The following is a 20,312-nucleotide window of genomic DNA, read 5'->3' as shown; positions in this document are numbered from 1 at the left end:
GTGAGCATCAGCCTGAGCAGCGACTTCGCTCGTGCCGTCCCGGAGATGGCGGTCTCCTGGGAAGCGGTACCGGTCCCCGAACCGGTCCTGCTCGTCCTCAACGAGCCGCTGGCGAAGGAACTCGGCCTCGATCCCGCCTGGCTGCGCTCCGACGGCCTGCCGTTCCTCGTCGGCAACGAGGCACCCGGCGTCGCACAGGCCTACGCCGGGCACCAGTTCGGCGGCTACTCGCCCAGGCTCGGCGACGGCCGCGCGTTGCTCCTCGGCGAGCTGACCCACGCCGACGGCACCCTGCGCGACCTGCACCTGAAGGGCTCCGGCCGCACTCCGTTCGCCCGCGGTGGCGACGGCCTGGCCGCGGTCGGCCCGATGCTGCGCGAGTACGTGCTGAGCGAGGCGATGCACGCCCTCGGCATCCCGACGACCCGCTCGCTGGCGGTGGTGGCGACCGGCGCCGTCGTGCACCGCGAGCTGCCGCTGCCGGGAGCCGTGCTGGCGCGGGTGGCGTCCTCGCACCTGCGGGTCGGCAGCTTCCAGTACGCCCGCAACACCGGCGGCCACGACCTGCTGCGCCGCCTCGCCGACCACGCCATCGCCCGCCACCACCCCGGCAGCACCCACCTGGAGCTGTTCGAGCGGGTGGTGGCCGCACAGGCGGAGCTGGTCGCCCGGTGGATGCTCGTCGGCTTCATCCACGGTGTGATGAACACCGACAACATGACGATCTCCGGCGAGACCATCGACTACGGCCCGTGCGCGTTCATGGAGGCCTACGACCCGACGACGGTCTACAGCTCCATCGACCACGGCGGCCGTTACGCCTACGGCAACCAGCCGATCGTCGCCGAGTGGAACCTCGCCCGGCTCGCCGAAGCCCTGTTGCCGTTGTTCGCCGATGACGAGGACCAGGCGGTTTCGCTGGCTCTCGAAGCGCTCGGCACGTTCGACGGGCACTTCGAACGCGCCTGGATCGGCGGCCTGCGGGCGAAGCTGGGCGTGACCGGGGACGTTCAGCCGCTGCTGAAGGACCTGCTCACGTTGCTGCACGCGAACCACGTCGACTTCACGTCGTTCTTCCACCGGCTGGCCGCGGCCGCGCGCGGCGACGCCGAGCCGGCGCGGTCGCTGTTCCTCGACCTGGCGGGGATCGACGACTGGATCGCGCGGTGGCGGTCGCTCGGACCCGACGCCGACGCCATGGAACGGGTCAACCCGGTGTACATCCCGCGCAACCATCTCGTGGAGGAAGCGCTGGCGGCGGGGTCCGCCGGAGACCTCGGCCCGCTGGAACGGCTCCTGGACGCGGTGACCTCGCCGTACGGTGAACGCCCCGGTCTGGAACACTACGCGGCACCTGCGCCGCAGGACTTCAGCGCCACCTACCGGACCTTCTGCGGGACCTGATGAAACTGCAGCCGATCGGCCACGTCGAGTCGCCCCTCACCGACCGCGCCTCCGCGCCCAAGCAGGGCGACGAGGGCGCGCCGGAGTCCTGGCTCGTCTTCGCCCCGGAGTACGCGCGGGCCATGCGCGAGCTCACCGCCGGGCAGGAAGTCCTGGTGCTGACCTGGCTCGACCGCGCGGACCGTTCCGTGCTGGCCGTCCACCCGCGCGGCGACACGACCCGGCAGGAGACCGGTGTGTTCTCCACCCGGTCGCCGGACCGGCCGAACCCCATCGGGCTGCACCGCGTGCGGATCCTCGGCGTGGACGGGCTGAAGGTGCTGGTCGCCGATCTGGAGGCGCTCGACGGCACGCCCGTGGTCGACGTGAAGCCGGTGCTGGGTCCCGAACGTTAGATCCAGTCGGCCGGGCCGGCCCGAATTCGCGGCCGGACGGAATCCGGGCTGGTGAGAGCGGGTTTCAGGGTGGGTACCCGGCGGGCATGAGCCAGCCAGTACCGCCTCCAGAACCGCTGCCGCCCACGCCGGGGCCGGACCAGCCCCGGCCGCCGGGGCCGGACCCGGATCCGCTGCCGCCGATGCCAGAGCCGACCTAGACCCCGGGCCCGGCTCCGCCAGCACCGGAGCCGGATCCAGACCACTCACGCCCTACCTCTTCACGAGCTGCCGCGCCGCCTCCGCCACGGCCTCGGCATCGATGTGCGCGGCGTGCAGCAACTCCCCGGGCTTCCCGGACACCGGCATCGCACTGACCGCGAGCTTGCGCACCGGCGGCCGATCCGGACAAGCGGCCAGCGCGTCCAGCACGGCATCCCCGAGCCCGCCCTCGGGCCAGTGATCCTCGACGGTGAGCACCGCGCGTGTCTGCGAAGCCGCCTGCACCAACGTGTCCCCGTCGATGGGCTTGATCGAGTAGCAGTCGATCACCCGAGCCCTGATGCCCTCGGCATCGAGCACCTCTGCCGCCTTCTCCGCCTCCCCGACGGTGATGCCGCAGGCCACGATCGTCAGATCGTCGTGGTCGCTGTTCCGCAGCACCCTGCTGCCACCGACCCGGATGTTCTCGTCCGGCGACGTCCGCACCGGCGTCTTCCCGCGCAGCGTCCGCAGGTACGAAATCCCGGGCAACGTGGCCATTTCGGCGACGAGAGCAGCAGTCTGGTTCGCGTCGGACGGGTGCAGCACCGTGCTGCCGTGAACGGCGCGGAACATCGCGATGTCCTCCAGCGCCATCTGCGACGGCCCGTCCTCACCGATCGACACCCCGGCGTGCGAACCGCACAGGCGAAGGTCCGCGCGCGAGATCGCGGCCATGCGGATGAAGTCGTGGGCGCGGGTCAGGAACGCGCCGAACGTCGACGCGAACGGCACCCAGTTGCGGGCCTGCAGGCCCACGGCGGCGGCGATCATCTGCTGCTCGGCGATGAACATCTCGAAGTAGCGGTCGGGATGCGCCTTGGCGAACAGCTCGGACATCGTCGAGTTCGAGACCTCGCCGTCCAGGGCCACGACGTCCCCGCGCAGTTCGCCCAACGCGGTGAGCGCCTGCCCGTACGCCTGCCGGGTCGCCACTTCCTCACCGATCTCCCAGCGGGGCAGCGCGCCGCCGGTGGTGGCGAAGCGGTGCGGGCTGCCGGGTGTGGGCGTCTTGACCGTCACGGCCAGCGAACGCGCGCCGCCGAGCTCCTCGACGGCTTCCTCTGGCTCCTCCAACAGCTTGCCGTGCTTGCCGGGCTGGTCCTCGACGGCCTTCACGCCGCGGCCCTTGTGGGTCCGCGCGAGGATCGCGGTCGGCCGGTCGGTCACGGACGTGGCCTGTGCCAGAGCGGCGTCGATGGCGTCCAGGTCGTGGCCGTCGATCGCGATGGCCTTCCAGCCGAACGCCTCGGCGCGGGCGGCGTAGCCGTCGACGTCCCAGCCGAGCATCGTCTCGCGGGTCTGGCCGAGGCGGTTCACGTCGACGATCGCGGTGAGGTTGTCGAGACCCGCCCAGCCCGCGTGCTGGAACGCCTCCCACATCGAGCCCTCTGCCATCTCCGAGTCACCGCACAGCACCCACACGCGGTAGGGCAGCCGGTCGAGCCGTTTGCCGGCGAGCGCCAGGCCGACGCCGACCGGCAGGCCCTGGCCGAGCGAGCCGGTGGCCACGTCGGTCGGCGGGATGCGGGGTGTGGGGTGGCCTTCCAGCCTGCTGCCGAACGTGCGGAAGCTCAGCAGTTCCTCGTCGGTGATGGCGCCTGCCGCCTTGAGCATCGCGTAGTACAGCGGTGAGGCGTGGCCCTTGGAGAACACCAGGTGGTCGTTGACCGGGTTGTCCGGGTTGGCGTAGTCGAGCTTCAGGTAGCCGTCGAGCAGGACGGCCATCAGGTCGGCCGCGGACATCGACGACGTCGGGTGACCGGAGCCGCCCGCGGCGCTCGCGCGGACCGAGTCGACGCGCAGCTGCTGGGCGAGTTCGTGGCGGAAGTCGTTGTTGGGCAAGGGTCACCTCCGTGCTGGTTGGGCGGTCAGGCTGTCGAGGAGCTGCCGGTAGGAGTCGGCGAACTTCCGCACGCCCTCGCGTTCGAGCGTGTCGGTGACGGCGCGGTAGCTGATCCCGATCTCCGCGAACCGGTCGAGGACGCGCCGGGCTCCCTCGACGTCGCGGGTCAGGGTGTCGGCGACGCGCCCGTGGTCCTGGAAGGCCTCGATCGTCTTGCGCGGCATGGTGGTCACCGTCTCGGGGCCGATCAGCTCCTCGACGTAGCGCGTGTCGCGGAACGCCGGGTTCTTGGTCGACGTGGACGCCCACAGGCACCACTGCGGCGTGGCGCCGGCCTTGGCCAGCTCCTCCCACGCCCTGCCGGAGAAGATCTCCAGGTACTGCTGGTAGGCGAGCTTGGCGTTGGCGATCGCGAGCGTGCCCTTCAGCACCTCGTGCCGTCGCAACGCATCCAGCCGCTTGTCCGCCTCGGTGTCCACTCTGGACACGAAGAACGACGCCACCGAGGCGACCTTGCCGAGGTCGCCGCCGTTCGCGCGCAGTCTGTGCAGCCCGCGGAGGTAGGCCTGGGCGGCCGCGCGGTGCCGGTCGAGTGAGAACAGCAGCGTCACGTTGACCGGGATGCCGTTCGCGATCGACTCCTCGATGGCGGGCAGGCCCTCAGAAGTACCGGGGATCTTCACGAACAGGTTCGGCCGGTCGATCAGCGCGTGCAGGCGCCGGGCTTCGTCGATCGTCGCCTGCGTGTCGTGGGCGAACCCGGGGTCCACCTCCATCGACACCCAGCCGTCGCGCGGCGAGGTGCCTTTCCCCACCAGCAGGTCGCAGGCCTTGCGGATGTCCTCGGCGGCGAGCGCGAGGAAGATCTCCTTGGGGTCGTGCTCATGCAGTTCGCGTTTCTGGGCGTCGTAGGCGGTGCCGCTGCTCATGGCGTCCTGGAAGATCGTCGGGTTCGACGTCACGCCCAGCACGCCGTCATCGATCAGAGCGGCCAGATCGCCTCCGCGGAGCAGGTCTCGGGACAGCTGGTCCAGCCACGGGCTCTGGCCGTGCTCGGCCAGGCCGTGCAATGCGGTGCGCATGGCAGGTCCTCTCTCATGGCCGTTTTCGGGTACCCGTGGCCGGGGTAGCCACACTCATGACCGCCCTGAGGCCGACGCCGGTCGTGCCGCATCCGGGGGCTGCGCGCCGCCGTCCCAAAGGCGCCGTGCTCCTCGGGCTGCTGCGCACCACGGACCCCAAGCAGATCGGCATCCTCTACCTGGTCACGTCGTTCGCCTTCTTCATGGCGGGCGGCGTGATGGCGCTGCTCATCCGCGCCGAACTCGCCCGTCCCGGCCTGCAGTTCCTGTCGAACGAGCAGTACAACCAGCTGTTCACCATGCACGGCACGGTCATGCTGCTGCTGTACGCGACGCCCATTCTGTTCGGGTTCGCAAACTTCGTGCTGCCGCTGCAGATCGGTTCGCCGGACGTGGCGTTCCCGCGCCTCAACGCGTTCTCGTACTGGTTGTTCCTGTTCGGCGGCCTGATCGTGATGAGCAGCTTCGTGACGCCCGGTGGCGCCGCCGACTTCGGCTGGACGGGCTACACCCCGCTGTCCAGCGCCACGCACGCCCCGGGAATCGGCCCCGACCTCTGGATCATGGGCCTGGCGGTCTCCGGTCTGGGCACGATCCTGGGCGCGGTCAACATGATCACGACGGTCGTGTGCCTGCGGGCCCCCGGCATGACCATGTTCCGGATGCCGATCTTCACCTGGAACATCCTGGTGACGTCCGTGCTGATCCTGCTGGCGTTCCCGATCCTGACCGCCGCGCTGATGGGCCTGGCCGCCGACCGGCATCTGGGCGCGCACGTGTTCGACCCGGCCAACGGTGGGGTCATCCTCTGGCAGCACCTGTTCTGGTTCTTCGGCCATCCCGAGGTCTACATCGTCGCCCTGCCGTTCTTCGGCATCATCACCGAGGTCCTGCCGGTGTTCAGCCGCAAACCGCTGTTCGGCTACAAGGGCCTGGTGTTCGCGACGTTCGCGATCGCCATGCTGTCGGTCGCGGTGTGGGCGCACCACATGTTCGCGACCGGCGCGGTGCTGCTGCCGTTCTTCTCACTGATGACGTTCCTGATCGCGGTGCCGACCGGGATCAAGTTCTTCAACTGGGCCGGCACGATGTGGAAGGGGCAGCTGACGTTCGAGACGCCGATGCTGTTCTCGATCGGGTTCCTGGTGACGTTCCTGCTCGGCGGCCTGACCGGGATCATCCTGGCCTCACCGCCGCTGGACTTCCACGTCACCGACACCTACTTCGTCGTCGCGCACTTCCACTACGTGCTGTTCGGCACGATCGTGTTCGCCACCTACGCCGGCATCTACTTCTGGTTCCCGAAGATGACGGGCCGCATGCTCAACGAGCCGCTGGGCAAGCTGCACTTCTGGACCACGTTCCTCGGCTTCCACGGCACGTTCCTCGTCCAGCACTGGCTCGGCAACCAGGGATTCCCGCGCCGGTACGCCGACTACCTGTCCAGCGACGGGTTCACGTTGCTCAACACGATCTCGAGCATCAGCGCGTTCGTGCTCGGCGCGTCGGTGCTGCCGTTCCTCTACAACATCGTGCGCAGCTACCGGTACGGCGAACCGGCCGGGCACGACGATCCCTGGGGCTACGGGAACTCGCTGGAGTGGGCCACGACCTCTCCCCCGCCGCGGCACAACTTCAAGGAACTGCCGCGGATCCGGTCCGAGCGGCCCGCGTTCGAGCTGCACTACCCGCACATGGTCGACCGCATGCGCGACGAAGCGCATTTCTCGATCCTCCGGCGCGGCCGCCACACCACGCCCGACCAGCCGACCGAGGACGCCCTCGCCGCTACCGACCGCGAGAGCTGAGCCATTCGCGCACGGTCTTGGCACCCGGCACGATCGCCCGCGTCTCCGCCGGGTCCACCTCGACCGGATGGTCGTGCAGCCAGCGCCACATCACCAGCAGGTCGTCGCCGACGAACCGCTCGAACAGCCAGGCAGGCATCGGGAAACGCTGTGGCGGGCGCCCGAACTCCGCACGCCAGATCTCGCGGCACTCGTCGATGCTCCGCGCGTCGGAGGTGAGCGGGAGGTCCGCGCCCGCGAACCGGTCCGGCTCGGCGAACGCCCGTGCCGCGACCGCGCCGAGGTCGTCCGCGCACAGCCACACCAGCGGGCGGTCACCACCGATCAGCTTCGGCATCAGGTGCCACATCGACACCTGCGGGTAGAAGTCCTTGTCGGTCATCAGTTCCATGAACGCCATCGGCCGCAACACCGTCAACGGCAGGCCCAGCGACTCCAAGTGGGCGTTGATGACCACCTTGGACTCCCACTGCCGGACCCCGGTGCCGGACCGCGCGACGCCGGCCGACCCGTACACCACGTGCCGCACGCCGGCCGCCGCCGCTACGTCACCCACGTTGCGTCCCTGCACGATCTCGGCGTCGTGCCCGCTGATCATCGGGTTCTGCACGCTGAACACGCCGTGTGCCCCGGCGAACGCGGGCCGCAGGGTGGCGGGGTCGGCCATGTCCGCCCGCACCACCTCCGCGCCGGCGTCCGCCAGGCGCCTCGCCTTCTCGGACGACGGGTCGCGGGTCAGCGCCCGCACCCGCCAGCCGGCCGCGAGCAGGTGCCGGGCGACCGCACCGCCCTGGCGGCCCGTCGCACCGGTGACCGCCACCAACCCGGGATCGTCCATCGCAGGCCTCCTGGCCTGCTTATCGCCAGAAATTCCACGTCATTACGACGCTTCTCCTCACCGGACCGGATCGCGGTGCCCCACGCCGGTCGGCCTGGCTCTGATGCGGTCCTGGTCGCGTGCACGGTGACCTGCTTCGCAGCACCGGCACTCGCCGCCCTCGTGCCGTCGTCACGCGACTTCGGGCCGCACGTCAGTGCGGACCGTCCGCTTCCGGACGGTCCGCACTGACCGGGCACGGCTCAGGATCCGGAGCCGGCCTTCTGCATCTCGCGCTGCAACTCGGACTTGCTCATCGACGAGGCGTTCTGCAGGCCGAGGTTGCGCGCCTGCGCGAGCAGCTCCTCCCGGCTCGCCTGACCGGGGATGTCGCCGAGGTGGTCGGCGCGGACGTGCGCGAACTTCTCGCCGAGCTCGTGGCGGCGCTCGTCGCTCAGGCGGCTCTTCATGCCCGGCAGGACGGTCTTCTCCTCTTCCTCGACGTGGTGGGTGACCGCGTCGACGACCTCGCGCAGCTTGGCGTCGTACTGCGGCGAGTCGTACTCGCAGTCGAGCAGCTCGGCGAGCAGGCGCTCCGCCTGGGCGTGCTCCTCCTGGCTGTGCTCGACCTCGTCGGACTCGCCGGCCTCCTGCTTGGCCACCGGGTAGACCTCGGTCTCCTCCGCCCGGCTGTGGGCGACGAGCAGGCCGCACAGCACCGGGGTGAGCAGCGGCCGTTTCTCCGGGTGGTTCTTCAGCTCCTCGAACAGGCGCTCGACCTCGCGGTGGTCCTGCATGATGAGATCGACGACGTCGTACTTCACGGTGGTTCTCCTTCAGTTCGGGTTGTTGCGCGGATAGCGCGTGGTGATGGGCGCGACGCCGCGCCGTCCGATCCGGCCGAGCGCCACGCCGAACGCGCTGATCACGATCAGGGCGACGACAGCGCCGATGACGATCGACCACGTCACGCCGGCGCCGAGCAGACCGCAGGCCGCGCCGGCGGCGGCACCCGCGACGAGGCCGTTGACCAGGTTCACGAGACCGGACACACCGAGGGCGGTGCCGACCAGCCGCGGCCGCCTCGCCTTGCGCCAGCCGGTCTGGCCCGCGTCAGCCTCGACGCCGGCCGTGTCGTCGTGCAGCTGCCGGACGAAGACGTCCCTTGTGGACGGCTCGAGGTCGCCGTACACGTGCCTGATGCGGTTGATCCCCAGGCCGGCCTGCACGTCTTCGATCGTGAGCTCGACCGTGCGGAACAGCGTGGCGAGCCCGATCAGGAACAGGCCGGTGAAGATCACCAGCATCAGCGTCAGGAGCACCCGCGGCGACACGACCTGGGCGACGAACCCGAGGGCGATCATGGACGCGGAGATGGTGGTGAGCAGGTGCCCGGCCCTGCTCGACGCGTCGGTGATCGTCGCGGTGCGCGCCATCTGCAACGTGTAGTGCTCGGCGGTGAGGATCGTCAGCGCCGAGGTCTTGTCCACGTCCGGGCTCAGTTCCTGCACGTCAGCGTCCGAGGGCGTTGGCGAGCTCCTTCTTCGTCATGGTGGAGCGGCCCCTGATGTTCTTCTTCTTGGCCTCGTTGTAGAGCTGCTCCTTGGTCAGGCCCTTCGGCCTGTTGGTGCCCGAGCGCTCGCCGCCGCGCTGCTGTGGCGACTTGTCCTTCGTGGACGACTTGCTCGCGGTCTTGGACTCGCCGGACTGGGCGCGGTTCTTGTTCACCGTGCGCGCGGCGAGTTCTTTCGCCCGTTCGGGTGAGGCGCCACGGCTGCGGGCGGAGTCCTTGATGTGTTCGTACTGGCGTTCACGTTTCGCGTTCGATCCCGCTGGCATCACGACCTCCTGGTTCGAGCTGGTCCGCGAATACCCCCGGTCAGGGCGGTTCACACTCGGGTGACCCAGTGCCGCGGTAGTCGGCCTTCGCCCCGTGTTCGGCGGTCAGACGGTCGCATCGTGGTGCCGGCCCCGCGTCCCTAGTACTGGTTGCCGGTGCCGCGAGGTGGTGGCCGCTGAGCGGTGAAGACGCGGCGGAGGTTGGCTGCCGCGGCACTGGGGGTAGCCGATGGGCATGGCGATCTCTTCACGACTCGACACCGCCCGCACGTTCGCGACGGTGTTGCTCCCCACGCTCGCGAAGGGCGTCATCGTCCGCAGGCCGGGCGTGATGGCCCTGTCCGAGAAGCTGCAGTCCGACGGCACCGCGATCGACACCATGCGGCACCTGCGCGACCGGTACGGCCCGGAACCGGTGCGGTTGCGCGTCACCGGCCGCAGCATCGCGATCCTCGTGGACCCCACCGACGTCAGCCGGTTGCTCGCCGAGTCGCCGGAGCCGTTCGCGCTGGCCACCAAGGAGAAGAAGGCCGCGCTGAAGCACTTCCAGCCGCACGGCGTGCTGATCTCGGAAGGCATGATCCGGGAGAAGCGCCGGGAGCTGAACGAACGCGCGCTGCGGCCGGAGAACGTGCCCGTCGACGCGATCGTGCGCGACGAGGCCGACCTGCTCACCCGGCACGTGATGAGCACCGGCGAGCTGACCTGGGACGCCTTCGCCCAGGCGTGGTGGCGCGTCGTGCGCAGGATCGTGCTGGGCGACCGCGCCCGCGACGACGACCAGCTGACGGACGACCTGAAGGAGCTGCGGGAGAACGCCAACTGGGCATTCCTGCACCCCAGGCAGCGCGATCTGCGGGAACGGTTCCAGCGCAGGCTCGACGAGTACCTCGACCGCGCGGAGGAGGGCAGCCTGGCCGCCCAGCCCGGCGACCTGTCCGGCCAGGTGCCGCACTGGCTGTTCGCGTTCGACGCGGCCGGAATCGTCACCATGCGGGCACTCGCGATCGGCGCCCGCGGCCCGAACGGCATCCTCGAGTCGGCCCGGCTGTGGCCGACGACCCCGGTGATCCTGCGGGAGAGCACGAAACCCACCCGCTGGCACGGCACGTGGCTGCCGAAGAACACCAAGTTCGTCGTGTTCACACCGTTCTTCCACCGTGACCCGGACCGGCTGCCGTACGCCGACGAGTACGCGCCGGAGATCTGGGACGGGCCGCGCGACCCGGCGATCGTGCCGTTCAGCGGCGGTCCCGGCGTGTGCCCCGGCCGCGATCTGGTGCTGGCCACCGGCAGCGCGATGCTGGACGCGCTGAGCGATCACCTCGCGTTCCCGAAGCTCAGCGCACCGCTGCCGAGGACGCTGAACCACTTCGGGCTGCGAATGCACGCCACCCCGACGGGTACACGGGTTTCATGAACGCACCTATGTACGCCGTTGTGACGGGCTCGGATTCCGGCATCGGCAAGGCTGTCGCCGTAGCGCTGGCCGGTGGCGGCGTGGACGTGGGCATCACGTACCACGAGGACGCCGACGGAGCCGCGAAAACCGCCGAGGAGGTACGGGAGGCGGGCGCACGCTGTGCCGTGCGGCAACTCGACCTCACCGACCTGCCGACAGCCGCGGCCGTGGTCGACGAACTGGCCGAGGAACTGGGCGGTGTGGACATCCTGGTGAACTGCGCCGGTACCGGTAGCAGCCAGAAGGTCATGGACATGCCGTTCGACACCTGGCGCGAGGTGATCTCGGTCGACCTGGACGGCGCGTTCCTGTGCTGCCAGCGCGCGGCCAAGCACATGATCGCCGCCGGGCGCGGTGGCCGGATCATCAACATCACCTCGGTGCACGAGCACCTGCCGCGGGTGGGTGCGGCGCCCTACTGCGCCGCGAAGGCGGGACTCGGCGCGCTGACCGAGGTGCTCGCGCTCGAACTGTCCGAGCACGGCATCACGGTGAACTCCGTGGCACCCGGTGAGATCTCGACGCCGATGACGGGCCAGGAGGACGTCGACCCGCGCACCCAGCCGCGGCCGGGCGTGCCGCTCGGCAGGCCGGGTCACGCCGCGGAGGTCGCGGCCGTGGTGGCGTTCCTGGCCACACCCGCCGCCAGTTACGTGACCGGAGCGTCCTTCGTCGTGGACGGCGGGATGTCCCTGATGGGACCGCAGGCCAGCGGAATGCTCGCCGACGAGAAGTGGAGGCAGCCCTGATGCGTGCCGTGGTGCTGAACTGCACCCTGAAGAAGTCCCCCGACCAGTCCAACACCGACCTGCTCGCCCAGGTCGTGATCGACGAGCTGACCAAGAAGGACGTCGACGTCACCACGTACCGGCTCGCGGACCACAACATCCCGCCGGGTGTCACGACCGACCTGGGGACCGGCGACGAGTGGCCGCGGATCCACGCCTCGTTGCTGGAGTCGGAGATCCTGGTGATCGCGACGCCGACTTGGGTCGGGCACCCGTCCTCGCTCGCGCAACGGGCGCTGGAGCGGATGGACGCGATGATCTCCGAGACCGACGACGAGGACCGGCCGGTGGCGTACAACCGCGTGGCGGGCGTCGTGGTGACGGGCAACGAGGACGGCGCGCACCACGTGATCAGCGAGATCGCCGGCGGGCTCGGCGACATCGGCTACACGATCCCCGGTCAGGCGTGGACGTACTGGAACCGCGGTCCGGGGCCGGGCCCGAGCTTCTCGGAGACCGGTGAAGGTCACGAGTGGTCGGAGGACACCGGCCGCACCATGGCCACCAACCTCCACGCCGTCGCCCTGGCCCTGGCGGAGCGCCCGATCCCGGCCTGAGCCAGCGCGACCGCCGCGCCGATCAGCAGTCCTCCCAAGGACGTCCGTGGGCCAGTGCACACGGGTCCGCAGACGGCTGTAGGCGACCAGAAGCACCAGCGGCGTCACGAAACAGCGGCCTCACGGTCCTCCAGCGCGGTGTCGGTGCCGAACGCGGCAGCCGTCACCGCGTGCTTCGACGGGAACGACGACGAGTCCGGGTGTGCCGGTGATGCACGTCTCGCGGGCATGTTCGCGACCGACGGCCTGCGGCGGTGCACGACCAGGCTGATCAGGTGCCCGACCGGCATCGCCACCGCCGTCGCGGTCAACGCGCGCTTCGCCGCTTTTCTCTTGCCCGCCAACGCCACCAGGCCGGCGACCGGCACCCACAGCACGCCACCCCGAGCGGTGACGCTCGCGGCGATGATGATCGGGTTCGGACGTTCGGACGGCAGCGCGTCGCTGTCGTGCAAGGACTCCTCGTCCAGTTCATCGAGCTCGTCGTCACCGATCACGCCGCACGGCGTACCCGGAAACGCCGTTTTGAATCACGGCCAGGACGGTTCCTCGCTGTGCGCGATCACGAGCTCCCTGATCTCGCAGCCGGGCGGCTGGCCGAGGGCGAACAGGATCGCGGCCGCCACCCGGTCCGGCGGGTTGAGCTTCTCCAGGTCCTTCGGCCGGTACTGCTCGGTGCGGTCGTCGAAGAAGTTCGTCCGCATCCCGCCGGGCACGACCAGCGTGACGCCGATCCGTCCCGCGGTCTCCGCGGCCAGCGCACGCGTGAACCCGACGACGCCGAACTTCGAGGCGCAGTAGGCCGTCGCGTCGCTGACCGCCCGCAGGCCGAGCGTGGACGCGACCGTGACGACCCGCCCGTTCTCCAGGTACGGCAACGCCGCCCTGATCACGGCCGCCGTGCCGAACAGGTTGACCCGGACCACGTTCTCCCACTCCTCGGCCGGTACTTCGGCGAGAGTGCCGCACCGGTCGATGCCCGCCGCGGTGACGACACCGCTGAAGGCACCGTGCCGCTCCGCGAGTTTGTGCACGGCTGCTTCGGCCGCGCGGCCGCCCGACAGGTCGACCAGCTCGAAGTCGCCCAGCGACGGCGCCGACTTGTCCAGCACCAGCGGGGTTCCCCCGGCTTCGCGCACCGCGTCGGCCACGGCGGCGCCGAGCCCGCCCGCGCCTCCGGTCACCAGCACGTTGCCCAGCATCAAGCCCTCCTCGACAGGATCTCGGTCGTCGAATGACCCCGGTGGTACGGCACGACGACGGTCCGGCCGCCCCAGCGCCGCACCACCGCGGCTTCCGGCAGCAGGTCGGCGTTGTAGTCGCCGCCCTTCACCCACACGTCCGGCTTCAACCGGCCCAGCACGTGTTCGGGGGTGTCCTCACCGAACACGATCACGTCGTCCACGGATTCCAGGGCGAGCAACACCTCGATGCGCTCGTTCTGGCCGTTGACCGGCCGCCCCTCGCCTTTCAAGCGCCGCACCGAGAGGTCCGAGTTGAGGCACACCACCAGACAGTCCCCCAGCGCCCGTGCCGCCGCCAGCATTCGCACGTGCCCGGGGTGCAGGACGTCGAAACACCCTCCGGTGGCGACGACGGTCCCGCCGCGCCTGCGCACCTCGTCCACTGTGGACGGCAACGGTGCCCGCAGGCCCGAAACCCCGCCATGTGCGAGGAACTCGGCCGCAGCGGACACGGCATCGGCCACCGCGTCGTCCGGAGCGGCACCGCCGGCCAGCCGCAGGGCCGCCGTCACGGCGAACCGATCGCCCGCACCGCACGGGTCCGCGACAGGAACGGCCGGTGCGGGCACCGCGACCGGCGTCCCTCCACAGTGGAGCACCGCGCCGGCACTGCCCATCGTCACCACGACGGCTCGCGCCTTCCACTCGGCCAGCAGCCGGGCCGCTGCCTGGTCCGGATCCGCCGTGCCGCTCAACGCGGTGGCCTCCGGCAGGTTCGGGGTCGCGAGCCGCACTCCCGGCACCGGGGCCGGTCCACGCGGATGCGGGTCCCAGACCACCGGGACGCGCGTGAGCACCGAGCGCAGCCTGTCGTCGCGGAGCAGTCCTCGTCCGTAGTCCGACGCCAGCACGAAGTCCGCCGACAGCACGACGTCGAGCATGTCGTCGGTGACCTGCGGCGGCGCGGAGCCGCCACCTCTGTCCATCCGGGCCAAAGACGTGCCACCACACCGCAACCGGGTCTTCACCGGCACGGAGTCGGCGCGGCCGAACACCCCGGGAACCTCGATCAGGGACCGCAGCCGCTCCCCCGCCTCGTCGTCGGACAGCGCGCTGACCAGCGTCACGTCCACGCCGTCCCGCGCGGCCATCGTCGCCGCCAGCGCCGCACCGCCGGCCCGCGGGTGCTCGGCGGTGACGTCCAGCACGGGGGCGGGAGCGTCCGGGCAGAGCCTGCTGACGGTTCCCTCCACGTCGACGTCGAGCAGTGCGTCTCCCACCACGACCAGCCTCACGACGCCCTCCGGTACGCCGAGGGCAACGCCGCCTCGAAGGCCTCGCACAACGCGTGCACGACCACGAGCTGCGCCTCCTGCACGTGGCAGGGATCGCCGGGCAGCGCCAGGGTGTCGTCGGCCAGCGAGGCCAGCGGGTTCGGCAACGGCCCGGTCAGCGCCCAGACGGTCGCCCCCGCCAGCCGGCCGGCGTGAGCCGCCTCCAGCAGGTTCGGGCTGCGCCCGCTGGTCGACAGCAGCACGACGATGTCGCCTGGCCGCGCGTGCGCGGTCACCTGACGCGCGAACACCTGGTCGTAGCCGTAGTCGTTGGCGATCGCCGTGACGCTGGAGGTCTCGGCGCACAACGCCAGTGCGGAGAACGCGGCGCGGTCTTGCCGGTACCGCCCGACCAGCTCGGCGGTCAGGTGCTGGGCTTCCGCCGCCGATCCTCCGTTGCCCGCGGCGAGCAGCCTGCCGCCGTCGGTGAGCAGGCGGGCGAGCAGCGAGCCCCAGCGGTTGATCCGCGACGCCTGCGCACGCAGACCGGTCAGCGTGTCGGCCAGTCCGGCGAGATGGCTTTCGACGGTCACCGGGCCACCGCCAAGCCCTCGTTCGAGCACACCCGGCGGTACACGAGCTCGGCACGGGCCGCGACCCCGTCCCACGTGTACCTGGCGTCCACCCGGTCCTGTCCCGCGATGCCGAAAGCCATGCGGCGCGAGCGATCCGCGAGGAGCCTGCGCAGCACCCGTCCCAGTGCCTTCGGATCACGTGGAGGGGTCAGCACGCCGGTGACGCCGTGGACCACGGTGTCGGTCAGGCCACCGACGGCAGACGCGACCACTGGTACGCCACAAGCCATCGCCTCCAACGGCACCATTCCGAACGGCTCGTACCACGGCACACATGCCACCACGTCCGCGGAACGCAGCAACGCGGGCATGTCCGTGCGCGCGACCTGTCCGATGAGATGCACGCGGTCCGCAACACCGCGAGCCTCCGCGAACGCGAGCAGCCGTTGTGCCTCGGGATCGGCCTGGAGATCGGGAGGCCCGCCCGCGATCACCAGCTCGGTGTCCGGCACCAGCGCCAGCGCGGCGATCAGGTCGTCGAAACCCTTGCGCGGCACCAATCTGCCGACCGACACGATCCGGTTCGGCGCCGTCCGCGCGGCCACCGGGCCGACCGACTCGAACAGCTTCGTATCCACCCCGCACGGCACCACCGTGATCTTTCTCCGCTTCAGCCCCATCACCATCAGCTCTTCGACCTCGTCGTCACACGTGGCCGCGATGGCGGCCACCTCCTGACCGATGAGCCGTTCCACAGCGATCCGGTTCGCGGGACTCGTGTCCCGCGCGCCCTGGTAGCGACGCTTCACCGTGCCCAGCGCGTGGTAGGTGTGCACGACCGGGACCCGGTGACGCCGCGTCGCCAGCACCGAGGCCAGGCCGGACATCCAGAAGTGGCTGTGCACCACGTCCGGCCGCCACGCCTGCCAGTCGTGCATCAGAAACCGGGAGAAGTCGGTCATGTGCGGCAGCAGGTCGTCCTTCGGAATCTGCTCCGCCGGTCCCGCGGGCACGTGCACGACCTCGTAGCCGTCCGAAGTGTCGACGCGCTGCGGCAGTGCGGGAGCGTCGCGCCGGGTGTAAACCGCGATCTCATGACCACGTCGCACCAGAGCCGCCGCCAGCGCGGCCACGTGGACGTTCTGCCCTCCCGCATCGGTCCCGCCCAGAGCCGCGAGCGGGCTTGCGTGCTCCGACACCATCGCGATCCTCATCCGATCACCTCCTTCAGCAGTGCGTCCCAGTTGCGCAGGAACGCATCGAGCCCGTACCTGGCCAGCACGAACTCGCGGGCCCGTTTCCCCTTCTCCTGCGCGAGATCCGGATCGGCGACCAGGTCCCGCGCGGCACTTGCCAGCTCCTCCACGTTCGTCGAGATCACGCCCACCTCGGCGGGCACGGCCCGGACGGCCTCCGTCGACGCCAGCGCGACGACCGGCATGCCGATGTGCATCGCCTCCAGCAGCGACAACCCCAGCGAGGTCCAGCGCGCCGGGTGCACGTAGACCCGGCGGCGGGCCAGTTCCCGGTGCAGCACCGGAAGTTCGTGGTCGCCCAGACCGCCGATCTGCTCGGTTCTCATGCCGAACACGTCGATCGGCTCGAACCGCGGCAGCAGATCGGTGCCGACGATCCGGCCGCGGCGCACCGGGTCGTTGATCACCGCGGCCGCACGCGGGAGCTCGCCGGTGTAGAGCGGCCCCGGGTCGGCGACGCCGTGCTCGATCACGACGGTCCTCGTGCTGCCGCAGTCCCACATGAGATCGTTGAAGTGTGTGACGTGGACGATCGTGCCGTCCCAGCCGGCCAGCGGGTGTTCCTGCGCCGGCGCGGCCGGCGTGTTGTGCTCCAGGTACACCACCGGGATCCCGACCGGCACCCGAGAGAGCTCCTCAACCCGTTGCACGATCGCGATGTCGGCGCCGGAGGCGTCCACTTCGGACAGCCGGACCTCACTCGCCGCCCAGGGCCGCCCGGCGAGCCCGATGCCGTCGGGCGGGCCGGGGATCAGGTAGTCGTGACCACCTTGGACGAAGGAGTGCGTCCACGAACCGTGCACGTGCCACAGCAGAATCCTCATGCCGTCACCTCCGCCACCGCCGCGACGACCTCGGCAGGGTCGATCAGGTCGAGGCACGGGTGGCCGGGCACAGGACACTCGCGCGCTCTGGTACCGCGGCACGGCGCGTTCTGGTCGCCGAGCAGCACGTGCCTGCCGTGCGGTGCCCACCTGGCCGCCGGGACGACCGGGGAGAACAGCGACACGACGGGCGTGCCGACCGCGGCCGCGAGGTGGGCGGGCCCGGTGTTGCCGGCGACGACCGCGTCGGCACCGGCCAGGACCCCGGCCAGCTCGCGGAAGCTGGTGCGCCCGCCCAGATCGGTTCCGCACGCACCCGCGACGTGCTCGGTCAGCCCGGCCTCCGCCGGTCCTCCGGTCACGACGACGCGGTACCCGGCCGCGGTCAGCGCGACCACGGCCTTCGCCCACCGGTCGGGCGACCAGGTGCGGGCGGGCGCCGTCGCACCGGGGTGCACCACCACGTACGGATGGCTCAGTTCCGTCTTCGGCGGCTCGACGACCGCGAGACGGCTGTCGGACGAGGTGAAACCGGCGGCGCGGGCGACCTCCAGCGCTCGTTCCGCTTCCGGGAGGTCCGGGTCGTCACGCAGCCGAACGTCCAGCAGCGAGCCGGCGTAGTCGACCGAGCGCGCGACGATCTTCGGCACACCCGCCAGCCGCAGCACGAGGGCCAGCGGCAACGGGCTCTGGTGGAACGACGTCAGGATCAATGCCACGTCCGCGCGAATACCGCGCAGCAACGCCGTTATCGCCTCGATGTCGAACGCGCGGACGTCCGGCGCGGGGTTCGCGATCCACGGGCACTCCCACTCGACGATCCGGGTGACGCCGGGCAGCAGTTCCGCCGCCTGCACCCCGGCGGGACCGCACAGGAAGACGACCTCGCCCGCCTCCGCGGCCGCGCGCACAGCCGGTCCGGAGAGCAGCACGTCACCGTCGCTGTCGAGTCGTGCGATGAGCGTCCTCACCGGATCATCCCCAGCACGGCGTGCAGGTCAGGGGCGGTACGCGGCGCGCGTTCGACTTCTTCCGGCCGCGTGACGTCGGTGGGCACCAGGACGGGCACCGCACCGGCGGCAACCGCTGCGTCCACATCGGCTCCGATGTCACCCACGACGAGCGTGCGTTCCGGGCGGACGCCGAGCGCCGCACAAGCGGAAAGCACCAGGCCGGGCGCAGGTTTGCGGCACTGGCAGCCGTCGTCGGGATGGTGCGGGCAGATCTGCCAGGTGCCGAACCGGCCCAGCAGCTCCTCGACCCGCGCGTTCACCGCGGCGACCTGCGCTTCGGTGAGCAGGCCTCGGCCGATGCCGGACTGGTTGCTCACCACACCGGTGCGCAGCCCGTGTGTGCGCAGGTCCCGCAGGATCTCGCGGGCGCCGGGCATGATTGTCACGCGGTTGGGGTCTCCGTTGTACGGAACGTCCCGGATGAGGGTGCCGTCCCGGTCGAACAGCACCGCCTCGAAGCCCTGGTCCATAGAGGAGATTTAGCCGCGAGAAGCGGCTTGAAACGCTACTCCGCGAAGCGATTCACAGCACCGGGCTGGCCTGCACGTGTTTGCCTTCCCCGATGCCGCGAACCAGCGATCGAAGCGTTTCCCGCGCGTCGTGCACCGGCTTCCAGCCGAGTTCCGTCCTGGCCCTGGTCGCGTCCAGCAACGGCGCTGTCAGCCCCAGATCCACCCAACCCGGCGGTGTGGGCTGCAGGCGCAGTCGCCAGGTGACGTTCGCGAGCACGCGCAACAGCCGCGGCGGGATCGGCAGGTGCCTGCCGCCGAGGAGCTCGGCGAGGACACGGGGAGTGATGACGGGCTCGGCGACGAGGTTCACCGGTCCGTGGAGACGCTGCTGGAGGATGAGTGCGATTGCCTCGGCGACGTCGTCCGAATGGACGAACTGCAGCACGAGGTCCTTCGGCAGCGGCAGGATCGGGATCCTGTGCCGGAACAGTGCTTTCGGCACGAGGCTGCCCAGGAAGTAGTCGCGGATCTCGGATCCCGCGTCGGGCTGCAGGATCAGGCCGGGCCTCGGCCGGGAGATCAGCATGCTGGTCTCGTACTGGTTCAGCATGTGTTCCACGGCGGCTTTGTGCCTGCTGTAGAACGACGACGTCACACCGTTGACCGGCCACGACTCATCGACGCGGTGATCCTTGCGGGTCGGCGAGTACGCGCCGACCGACGACATGTGGACGAGGTGCGGCACGCCGGCTTCGGCCGCGGCGGTGAACACGCGCGACGATCCGGCGACGTTCGTCCGGTACAGCTGGCGCTCGTCGCGGGACGGCTGGATGAGCCAGGCGAGGTGGACCACCGCGTCGGCGTTTTCGAAGGCGATGCCGAGCAACTCCTCCGCGCCGGGCTGACCGATGTCGACCGGCGTCCAGTCGAGGCCCTGGTAGGGCGGCGCGTCCGAGGGTGGGCGGCGGGAGATGCCGTGAACCCGCACGTCCGGCTCTTCCGCGAGCCTGCGCAGCAGCGCGGTGCCGACGTTGCCGGTGGCCCCCGTGACGACGACCTTCACGATCGTGCCCGCGCGGTCTCGCGGTTGTTCGCCTTCTCGATGGCGTCGACGAGCTCGTCCTTCGTCATCTGCGACCGGCCCTCGATCTTCAGCCGCTTCGCGATGTCGTAGAGGTGCTGCTTGCTGGCGTTCGCGTCCACGCCACCGGCCGTCTCGCCCTGGGCCGGTGTGCTGCGCTCCGCCTGTGCGTCGGACGGCCCCTTCTCGGCCTTGGCCTCCCAGTGGTCGCCGACCTTCTCGAAGCTGTGCTTCAGCGCCGAGAAGGCGGTGCGGTGCGCCCGTTCGCCCTCGCCGTACGTCTCAACAGCGGAGTCGTGCGCCTTGATCCACGTCCGCTGTGCCTTCTTCGACGAACGTGCCACCGTGCTGGGCAGTTCCTCGCGTCCGGGCATGGCTCCTCCAAGGTTTCGACCTGCGCCAACGGGTACCCGCG

At 70.5% G+C, this 20,312-nt stretch carries 22 protein-coding genes; 6 read left to right on the top strand and 16 right to left on the bottom strand.

What is annotated here, in order from left to right; translation table 11 throughout:
• Together ABFX45_RS03605 and tsaA are read left to right on the top strand one after the other, a co-directional pair.
• Entirely contained in the window at nt 1–1,404 is a 1,404-nt protein-coding gene (locus tag ABFX45_RS03605; RefSeq protein WP_346127564.1) for a protein adenylyltransferase SelO, read from the top strand.
• A complete protein-coding gene (tsaA, locus tag ABFX45_RS03600; RefSeq protein WP_346127562.1) occupies nt 1,404–1,799 on the top strand; it encodes a tRNA (N6-threonylcarbamoyladenosine(37)-N6)-methyltransferase TrmO in 396 nt (131 codons plus the stop codon). Before ABFX45_RS03605 ends, tsaA begins: the two co-directional genes overlap by 1 nt.
• Nucleotides 1,800–2,051: 252 nt before the next feature.
• Here tsaA and ABFX45_RS03595 read toward each other — a convergent pair whose 3' ends face one another.
• Nucleotides 2,052–3,884, bottom strand: a complete 1,833-nt coding sequence (locus tag ABFX45_RS03595; RefSeq protein ID WP_346127560.1) for a transketolase — start codon at nt 3,882–3,884, stop codon at nt 2,052–2,054.
• A 3-nt stretch (nt 3,885–3,887) separates the two neighbouring features.
• On the bottom strand, nt 3,888–4,967 hold the full coding sequence (gene tal, locus ABFX45_RS03590) for a transaldolase (protein ID WP_346127558.1): 1,080 nt from the start codon (nt 4,965–4,967) through the stop codon (nt 3,888–3,890).
• 56 nt (nt 4,968–5,023) lie between these two features.
• Here tal and ctaD point away from each other — a divergent pair, with 56 nt between their 5' ends.
• A complete protein-coding gene (gene ctaD / locus ABFX45_RS03585; RefSeq protein ID WP_346127556.1) occupies nt 5,024–6,775 on the top strand; it encodes an aa3-type cytochrome oxidase subunit I in 1,752 nt (583 codons plus the stop codon).
• Here the strand turns inward: ctaD and ABFX45_RS03580 are convergent.
• From ABFX45_RS03580 to ABFX45_RS03565, 4 genes are all read right to left on the bottom strand, one after another.
• Nucleotides 6,756–7,613, bottom strand: a complete 858-nt coding sequence (locus ABFX45_RS03580; RefSeq protein WP_346127554.1) for an NmrA/HSCARG family protein — start codon at nt 7,611–7,613, stop codon at nt 6,756–6,758. The two genes, ctaD and ABFX45_RS03580, sit on opposite strands and share 20 nt — an antisense overlap.
• Nucleotides 7,614–7,855: 242 nt before the next feature.
• Nucleotides 7,856–8,416, bottom strand: a complete 561-nt coding sequence (locus ABFX45_RS03575) for a hemerythrin domain-containing protein (protein ID WP_109639507.1) — start codon at nt 8,414–8,416, stop codon at nt 7,856–7,858.
• Nucleotides 8,417–8,428: 12 nt separating this feature from the next.
• Nucleotides 8,429–9,103 carry a hypothetical protein gene (locus ABFX45_RS03570; protein WP_346127552.1) on the bottom strand — a complete coding sequence of 225 codons (675 nt, stop codon included), beginning with the start codon at nt 9,101–9,103 and terminating at the stop codon, nt 8,429–8,431.
• A gap of 1 nt (nt 9,104) precedes the next feature.
• Complete coding sequence (locus tag ABFX45_RS03565) at nt 9,105–9,431, bottom strand: plasmid stabilization protein (protein WP_346127550.1); 327 nt, start codon at nt 9,429–9,431, stop codon at nt 9,105–9,107.
• A gap of 235 nt (nt 9,432–9,666) precedes the next feature.
• Here ABFX45_RS03565 and ABFX45_RS03560 point away from each other — a divergent pair, with 235 nt between their 5' ends.
• Genes ABFX45_RS03560 through ABFX45_RS03550 form a run of 3 tightly spaced genes read left to right on the top strand, consistent with a single transcriptional unit; the run spans nt 9,667 to nt 12,238 of the window.
• Nucleotides 9,667–10,851: a cytochrome P450 gene (locus tag ABFX45_RS03560; RefSeq protein ID WP_346127548.1), complete on the top strand. Its 1,185-nt coding sequence runs from the start codon at nt 9,667–9,669 to the stop codon at nt 10,849–10,851.
• Nucleotides 10,848–11,642 carry an SDR family oxidoreductase gene (locus ABFX45_RS03555; RefSeq protein WP_346127546.1) on the top strand — a complete coding sequence of 265 codons (795 nt, stop codon included), beginning with the start codon at nt 10,848–10,850 and terminating at the stop codon, nt 11,640–11,642. Before ABFX45_RS03560 ends, ABFX45_RS03555 begins: the two co-directional genes overlap by 4 nt.
• Nucleotides 11,642–12,238: a flavodoxin family protein gene (locus ABFX45_RS03550; RefSeq protein WP_346127544.1), complete on the top strand. Its 597-nt coding sequence runs from the start codon at nt 11,642–11,644 to the stop codon at nt 12,236–12,238. The genes ABFX45_RS03555 and ABFX45_RS03550 overlap by 1 nt, the downstream gene beginning before the upstream one ends.
• Nucleotides 12,239–12,342: 104 nt before the next feature.
• On the opposite strand, the gene ABFX45_RS03545 is transcribed toward ABFX45_RS03550, so the two are convergent.
• The 10 genes from ABFX45_RS03545 to ABFX45_RS03500 are packed head-to-tail and all read right to left on the bottom strand — an operon-like array spanning nt 12,343 to nt 20,271.
• Entirely contained in the window at nt 12,343–12,735 is a 393-nt protein-coding gene (locus tag ABFX45_RS03545; RefSeq protein WP_346127543.1) for a phosphatase PAP2 family protein, read from the bottom strand.
• 33 nt (nt 12,736–12,768) lie between these two features.
• Nucleotides 12,769–13,440: an SDR family oxidoreductase gene (locus tag ABFX45_RS03540; protein WP_346127541.1), complete on the bottom strand. Its 672-nt coding sequence runs from the start codon at nt 13,438–13,440 to the stop codon at nt 12,769–12,771.
• Complete coding sequence (rfaE2, locus tag ABFX45_RS03535) at nt 13,440–14,717, bottom strand: D-glycero-beta-D-manno-heptose 1-phosphate adenylyltransferase (RefSeq protein ID WP_109639513.1); 1,278 nt, start codon at nt 14,715–14,717, stop codon at nt 13,440–13,442. The genes ABFX45_RS03540 and rfaE2 overlap by 1 nt, the downstream gene beginning before the upstream one ends.
• Complete coding sequence (locus ABFX45_RS03530; RefSeq protein ID WP_428834072.1) at nt 14,714–15,289, bottom strand: D-sedoheptulose-7-phosphate isomerase; 576 nt, start codon at nt 15,287–15,289, stop codon at nt 14,714–14,716. The genes rfaE2 and ABFX45_RS03530 overlap by 4 nt, the downstream gene beginning before the upstream one ends.
• Nucleotides 15,286–16,485, bottom strand: coding sequence for a glycosyltransferase (locus ABFX45_RS03525; RefSeq protein WP_346127538.1), 1,200 nt, complete (start codon nt 16,483–16,485; stop codon nt 15,286–15,288). Before ABFX45_RS03525 ends, ABFX45_RS03530 begins: the two co-directional genes overlap by 4 nt.
• Nucleotides 16,482–17,351, bottom strand: a complete 870-nt coding sequence (locus ABFX45_RS03520; RefSeq protein WP_346127536.1) for a glycosyltransferase — start codon at nt 17,349–17,351, stop codon at nt 16,482–16,484. Before ABFX45_RS03520 ends, ABFX45_RS03525 begins: the two co-directional genes overlap by 4 nt.
• On the bottom strand, nt 17,348–18,322 hold the full coding sequence (locus ABFX45_RS03515; RefSeq protein WP_346127534.1) for a glycosyltransferase family 9 protein: 975 nt from the start codon (nt 18,320–18,322) through the stop codon (nt 17,348–17,350). The genes ABFX45_RS03520 and ABFX45_RS03515 overlap by 4 nt, the downstream gene beginning before the upstream one ends.
• Nucleotides 18,319–18,834, bottom strand: a complete 516-nt coding sequence (locus tag ABFX45_RS03510) for a D-glycero-alpha-D-manno-heptose-1,7-bisphosphate 7-phosphatase (protein ID WP_109639518.1) — start codon at nt 18,832–18,834, stop codon at nt 18,319–18,321. The genes ABFX45_RS03515 and ABFX45_RS03510 overlap by 4 nt, the downstream gene beginning before the upstream one ends.
• A 52-nt stretch (nt 18,835–18,886) precedes the next feature.
• Nucleotides 18,887–19,879 carry an NAD-dependent epimerase/dehydratase family protein gene (locus tag ABFX45_RS03505; RefSeq protein WP_346127532.1) on the bottom strand — a complete coding sequence of 331 codons (993 nt, stop codon included), beginning with the start codon at nt 19,877–19,879 and terminating at the stop codon, nt 18,887–18,889.
• The gene (locus tag ABFX45_RS03500) at nt 19,876–20,271 is read right to left on the bottom strand and encodes a ChaB family protein (RefSeq protein ID WP_109639520.1); all 396 of its coding nucleotides are present in this window, start codon (nt 20,269–20,271) and stop codon (nt 19,876–19,878) included. Before ABFX45_RS03500 ends, ABFX45_RS03505 begins: the two co-directional genes overlap by 4 nt.
• Nucleotides 20,272–20,312: the final 41 nt, after the last annotated feature.

The sequence above is a fragment of the Lentzea roselyniae genome (genome assembly GCF_039537795.1).
GTDB classification, from domain to species: domain Bacteria; phylum Actinomycetota; class Actinomycetes; order Mycobacteriales; family Pseudonocardiaceae; genus Lentzea; species Lentzea atacamensis.
The sequence above is the reverse complement of the archived record's forward strand: the minus strand, read 5'-3'. Positions and strand labels throughout refer to the sequence as shown.

Bases quoted from the DNA above. Each gene is read 5' to 3' on its own strand.
- tsaA (WP_346127562.1), top strand. From the start codon at position 1,404: ATGAAACTGCAGCCGATCGGCCACGTCGAGTCGCCCCTCACCGACCGC.
- tal (WP_346127558.1), bottom strand. From the start codon at position 4,967: ATGCGCACCGCATTGCACGGCCTGGCCGAGCACGGCCAGAGCCCGTGG.
- ctaD (WP_346127556.1), top strand. From the start codon at position 5,024: ATGACCGCCCTGAGGCCGACGCCGGTCGTGCCGCATCCGGGGGCTGCG.
- ABFX45_RS03580 (WP_346127554.1), bottom strand. From the start codon at position 7,613: ATGGACGATCCCGGGTTGGTGGCGGTCACCGGTGCGACGGGCCGCCAG.
- ABFX45_RS03565 (WP_346127550.1), bottom strand. From the start codon at position 9,431: ATGCCAGCGGGATCGAACGCGAAACGTGAACGCCAGTACGAACACATC.
- ABFX45_RS03560 (WP_346127548.1), top strand. From the start codon at position 9,667: ATGGCGATCTCTTCACGACTCGACACCGCCCGCACGTTCGCGACGGTG.
- ABFX45_RS03555 (WP_346127546.1), top strand. From the start codon at position 10,848: ATGAACGCACCTATGTACGCCGTTGTGACGGGCTCGGATTCCGGCATC.
- ABFX45_RS03550 (WP_346127544.1), top strand. From the start codon at position 11,642: ATGCGTGCCGTGGTGCTGAACTGCACCCTGAAGAAGTCCCCCGACCAG.
- ABFX45_RS03540 (WP_346127541.1), bottom strand. From the start codon at position 13,440: ATGCTGGGCAACGTGCTGGTGACCGGAGGCGCGGGCGGGCTCGGCGCC.
- ABFX45_RS03525 (WP_346127538.1), bottom strand. From the start codon at position 16,485: ATGAGGATCGCGATGGTGTCGGAGCACGCAAGCCCGCTCGCGGCTCTG.
- ABFX45_RS03520 (WP_346127536.1), bottom strand. From the start codon at position 17,351: ATGAGGATTCTGCTGTGGCACGTGCACGGTTCGTGGACGCACTCCTTC.
- ABFX45_RS03510 (WP_109639518.1), bottom strand. From the start codon at position 18,834: ATGGACCAGGGCTTCGAGGCGGTGCTGTTCGACCGGGACGGCACCCTC.
- ABFX45_RS03500 (WP_109639520.1), bottom strand. From the start codon at position 20,271: ATGCCCGGACGCGAGGAACTGCCCAGCACGGTGGCACGTTCGTCGAAG.